This window comes from Streptomyces sp. NPDC058619 (assembly GCF_042717785.1).
Lineage (GTDB): Bacteria > Actinomycetota > Actinomycetes > Streptomycetales > Streptomycetaceae > Streptomyces.
The window spans coordinates 1-5,242 of record NZ_JBHXQN010000123.1; the positions used below are offsets into that span (position 1 = coordinate 1).

At 56.8% G+C, this 5,242-nt stretch carries 2 rRNA genes; both read left to right on the forward strand.

What is annotated here, in order from left to right:
• Nucleotides 1-278 precede the first annotated feature (278 nt).
• Nucleotides 279-1,803 (forward strand): 16S ribosomal RNA (locus ACFWTC_RS38400).
• A gap of 285 nt (nucleotides 1,804-2,088) precedes the next feature.
• A 23S ribosomal RNA gene (locus ACFWTC_RS38405) occupies nucleotides 2,089-5,211 on the forward strand.
• The 16S and 23S rRNA genes sit together here, the layout of an rRNA operon.
• The last annotated feature ends 31 nt before the right edge of the window (nucleotides 5,212-5,242 follow it).

Consider the following 5,242-nt stretch of genomic DNA (forward strand, 5'->3'; position numbering starts at 1 on the left):
AGCAAGAACAGAACGAAAGCCCGGAGGAAAGCCCGAGAGGGTGAGTACAAAGGAAGCGTCCGTTCCTTGAGAACTCAACAGCGTGCCAAAAATCAACGCCAGAAGTTGATACCCCGTCCATTTCGGTGGATGAGGTTCCTTTGAAAAAGTCCTGTGGGGTTCCGGGTTTCCCGGAGTGCTTGCAGGCAATTACACAGCGAGGACGTTGTGGACGATCGGTCTTATTCCGACTTGATTGTCCCGCTCTAAGTGTGTGTGCACCCGATTACGGGTAAACATTCATGGAGAGTTTGATCCTGGCTCAGGACGAACGCTGGCGGCGTGCTTAACACATGCAAGTCGAACGATGAAGCCCTTCGGGGTGGATTAGTGGCGAACGGGTGAGTAACACGTGGGCAATCTGCCCTTCACTCTGGGACAAGCCCTGGAAACGGGGTCTAATACCGGATATTACTCCTGCCTGCATGGGCGGGGGTTGAAAGCTCCGGCGGTGAAGGATGAGCCCGCGGCCTATCAGCTTGTTGGTGGGGTAATGGCCCACCAAGGCGACGACGGGTAGCCGGCCTGAGAGGGCGACCGGCCACACTGGGACTGAGACACGGCCCAGACTCCTACGGGAGGCAGCAGTGGGGAATATTGCACAATGGGCGAAAGCCTGATGCAGCGACGCCGCGTGAGGGATGACGGCCTTCGGGTTGTAAACCTCTTTCAGCAGGGAAGAAGCGAAAGTGACGGTACCTGCAGAAGAAGCGCCGGCTAACTACGTGCCAGCAGCCGCGGTAATACGTAGGGCGCAAGCGTTGTCCGGAATTATTGGGCGTAAAGAGCTCGTAGGCGGCTTGTCACGTCGGATGTGAAAGCCCGAGGCTTAACCTCGGGTCTGCATTCGATACGGGCTAGCTAGAGTGTGGTAGGGGAGATCGGAATTCCTGGTGTAGCGGTGAAATGCGCAGATATCAGGAGGAACACCGGTGGCGAAGGCGGATCTCTGGGCCATTACTGACGCTGAGGAGCGAAAGCGTGGGGAGCGAACAGGATTAGATACCCTGGTAGTCCACGCCGTAAACGTTGGGAACTAGGTGTTGGCGACATTCCACGTCGTCGGTGCCGCAGCTAACGCATTAAGTTCCCCGCCTGGGGAGTACGGCCGCAAGGCTAAAACTCAAAGGAATTGACGGGGGCCCGCACAAGCAGCGGAGCATGTGGCTTAATTCGACGCAACGCGAAGAACCTTACCAAGGCTTGACATATACCGGAAAGCATTAGAGATAGTGCCCCCCTTGTGGTCGGTATACAGGTGGTGCATGGCTGTCGTCAGCTCGTGTCGTGAGATGTTGGGTTAAGTCCCGCAACGAGCGCAACCCTTGTCCTGTGTTGCCAGCATGCCCTTCGGGGTGATGGGGACTCACAGGAGACCGCCGGGGTCAACTCGGAGGAAGGTGGGGACGACGTCAAGTCATCATGCCCCTTATGTCTTGGGCTGCACACGTGCTACAATGGCCGGTACAATGAGCTGCGATACCGCAAGGTGGAGCGAATCTCAAAAAGCCGGTCTCAGTTCGGATTGGGGTCTGCAACTCGACCCCATGAAGTCGGAGTTGCTAGTAATCGCAGATCAGCATTGCTGCGGTGAATACGTTCCCGGGCCTTGTACACACCGCCCGTCACGTCACGAAAGTCGGTAACACCCGAAGCCGGTGGCCCAACCCGTAAGGGAGGGAGCTGTCGAAGGTGGGACTGGCGATTGGGACGAAGTCGTAACAAGGTAGCCGTACCGGAAGGTGCGGCTGGATCACCTCCTTTCTAAGGAGCACATAGCCGACTGCGAGCGAATGACTCGCACGGTTGCTCATGGGTGGAACGTTGATTATTTGGCACGGTTTCCAGAATCTTCTTCTGTAAGTACTGCTTCGGCGTGGAAAACAGGGTTGGTACTGGTGATCGTGCCTGGCACGTTGTTGGGTGTCTGAGGGTACGGCCGTGAGGTTGTGTCTTCATGCCGGCCCCAGTGAACTCGACCTGTAGAGGTCGGGGTGATGGGTGGCTGGTCGTTGTTTGAGAACTACACAGTGGACGCGAGCATCTGTAGGCCAAGTTTTTAAGGGCACACGGTGGATGCCTTGGCACCAGGAACCGATGAAGGACGTGAGAGGCCGCGATAGGCCCCGGGGAGCTGCCAACTGAGCTTTGATCCGGGGGTGTCCGAATGGGGAAACCCGGCAGTCGTCATGGGCTGTCACCCACTGCTGAACACATAGGCAGTGTGGAGGGAACGCGGGGAAGTGAAACATCTCAGTACCCGCAGGAAGAGAAAACAACCGTGATTCCGGGAGTAGTGGCGAGCGAAACCGGATGAGGCCAAACCGTATGCGTGTGATACCCGGCAGGGGTTGCGCATACGGGGTTGTGGGAATTCTTTTGACCGGTCTGCCGGCCGGTCGGCGAGTCAGAAACCGTTGATGTAGTCGAAGGACATGCGAAAGGTCCGGCGTAGAGGGTAAGACCCCCGTAGACGAAACATCAGCGGCTTGCTTAAGAATCTCCCAAGTAGCACGGGGCCCGAGAAATCCCGTGTGAATCTGGCGGGACCACCCGCTAAGCCTAAATATTCCCTGGTGACCGATAGCGGATAGTACCGTGAGGGAATGGTGAAAAGTACCGCGGGAGCGGAGTGAAATAGTACCTGAAACCGTGTGCCTACAAGCCGTGGGAGCGTCGCCGTTGTTCTTCGGAACACCGGTCGTGACTGCGTGCCTTTTGAAGAATGAGCCTGCGAGTTAGCGGTGTGTAGCGAGGTTAACCCGTGTGGGGAAGCCGTAGCGAAAGCGAGTCCGAATAGGGCGATTGAGTTGCACGCTCTAGACCCGAAGCGGAGTGATCTAGCCATGGGCAGGTTGAAGCGGAGGTAAGACTTCGTGGAGGACCGAACCCACCAGGGTTGAAAACCTGGGGGATGACCTGTGGTTAGGGGTGAAAGGCCAATCAAACTCCGTGATAGCTGGTTCTCCCCGAAATGCATTTAGGTGCAGCGTCACGTGTTTCTTGCCGGAGGTAGAGCACTGGATAGGCGATGGGCCCTACCGGGTTACTGACCTTAGCCAAACTCCGAATGCCGGTAAGTGAGAGCGTGGCAGTGAGACTGTGGGGGATAAGCTCCATGGTCGAGAGGGAAACAGCCCAGAGCATCGACTAAGGCCCCCAAGCGTACGCTAAGTGGGAAAGGATGTGGAGTCGCAGAGACAACCAGGAGGTTGGCTTAGAAGCAGCCACCCTTGAAAGAGTGCGTAATAGCTCACTGGTCAAGTGATTCCGCGCCGACAATGTAGCGGGGCTCAAGCGTACCGCCGAAGTCGTGTCATTGCAGCAATAGGGCCAACGCCCGCTGTGATGGGTAGGGGAGCGTCGTGTGCCGGGTGAAGCAGCAGCGGAAGCTAGTTGTGGACGGTTCACGAGTGAGAATGCAGGCATGAGTAGCGATACACACGTGAGAAACGTGTGCGCCGATTGACTAAGGGTTCCTGGGTCAAGCTGATCTGCCCAGGGTAAGTCGGGACCTAAGGCGAGGCCGACAGGCGTAGTCGATGGACAACCGGTTGATATTCCGGTACCCGCTTTGAAACGCCCAATATCGAATCCATTGATGCTAAGGCCGTGAAGCCGTTCCGGAGCCTTCGGGCAAGGGAAAGTGGTGGAGCCGCCGGTCCAAGGTGGTAGTAGGTAAGCGATGGGGTGACGCAGGAAGGTAGTCCAGCCCGGGCGGTGGTAGTCCCGGGGTAAGGGTGTAGGCCGAGGGGTAGGCAAATCCGTCCCTCATTAAGGCTGAGACCTGATGCCGAGCCGATTGTGGTGAAGTGGATGATCCTATGCTGTCGAGAAAAGCCTCTAGCGAGTTTCATGGCGGCCCGTACCCTAAACCGACTCAGGTGGTCAGGTAGAGAATACCGAGGCGTTCGGGTGAACTATGGTTAAGGAACTCGGCAAAATGCCCCCGTAACTTCGGGAGAAGGGGGGCCATCACTGGTGATCGGATTTACTCCGTGAGCTGGGGGTGGCCGCAGAGACCAGCGAGAAGCGACTGTTTACTAAAAACACAGGTCCGTGCGAAGCCGTAAGGCGATGTATACGGACTGACGCCTGCCCGGTGCTGGAACGTTAAGGGGACCGGTTAGTCACATTTCGGTGTGGCGAAGCTGAGAACTTAAGCGCCAGTAAACGGCGGTGGTAACTATAACCATCCTAAGGTAGCGAAATTCCTTGTCGGGTAAGTTCCGACCTGCACGAATGGCGTAACGACTTCTCGACTGTCTCAACCATAGGCCCGGTGAAATTGCACTACGAGTAAAGATGCTCGTTTCGCGCAGCAGGACGGAAAGACCCCGGGACCTTTACTATAGTTTGATATTGGTGTTCGGTTCGGCTTGTGTAGGATAGGTGGGAGACTTTGAAGCGGCCACGCCAGTGGTTGTGGAGTCGCCGTTGAAATACCACTCTGGTCGTGCTGGATGTCTAACCTCGGTCCGTGATCCGGATCAGGGACAGTGTCTGATGGGTAGTTTAACTGGGGCGGTTGCCTCCTAAAGAGTAACGGAGGCGCCCAAAGGTTCCCTCAGCCTGGTTGGCAATCAGGTGTTGAGTGTAAGTGCACAAGGGAGCTTGACTGTGAGACCGACGGGTCGAGCAGGGACGAAAGTCGGGACTAGTGATCCGGCGGTGGCTTGTGGAAGCGCCGTCGCTCAACGGATAAAAGGTACCCCGGGGATAACAGGCTGATCTTCCCCAAGAGTCCATATCGACGGGATGGTTTGGCACCTCGATGTCGGCTCGTCGCATCCTGGGGCTGGAGTCGGTCCCAAGGGTTGGGCTGTTCGCCCATTAAAGCGGTACGCGAGCTGGGTTTAGAACGTCGTGAGACAGTTCGGTCCCTATCCGCTGTGCGCGTAGGAATATTGAGAAGGGCTGTCCCTAGTACGAGAGGACCGGGACGGACGAACCTCTGGTGTGCCAGTTGTCCTGCCAAGGGCATGGCTGGTTGGCTACGTTCGGGAGGGATAACCGCTGAAAGCATCTAAGCGGGAAGCCTGCTTCAAGATGAGTATTCCCACCTCCTTGAGAGGGTAAGGCTCCCAGTAGACGACTGGGTTGATAGGCCAGATGTGGAAGCCCGGTAACGGGTGAAGCTGACTGGTACTAATAGGCCGAGGGCTTGTCCTCAGTTGCTCGCGTCCACTGTGTTAGTTCTGAA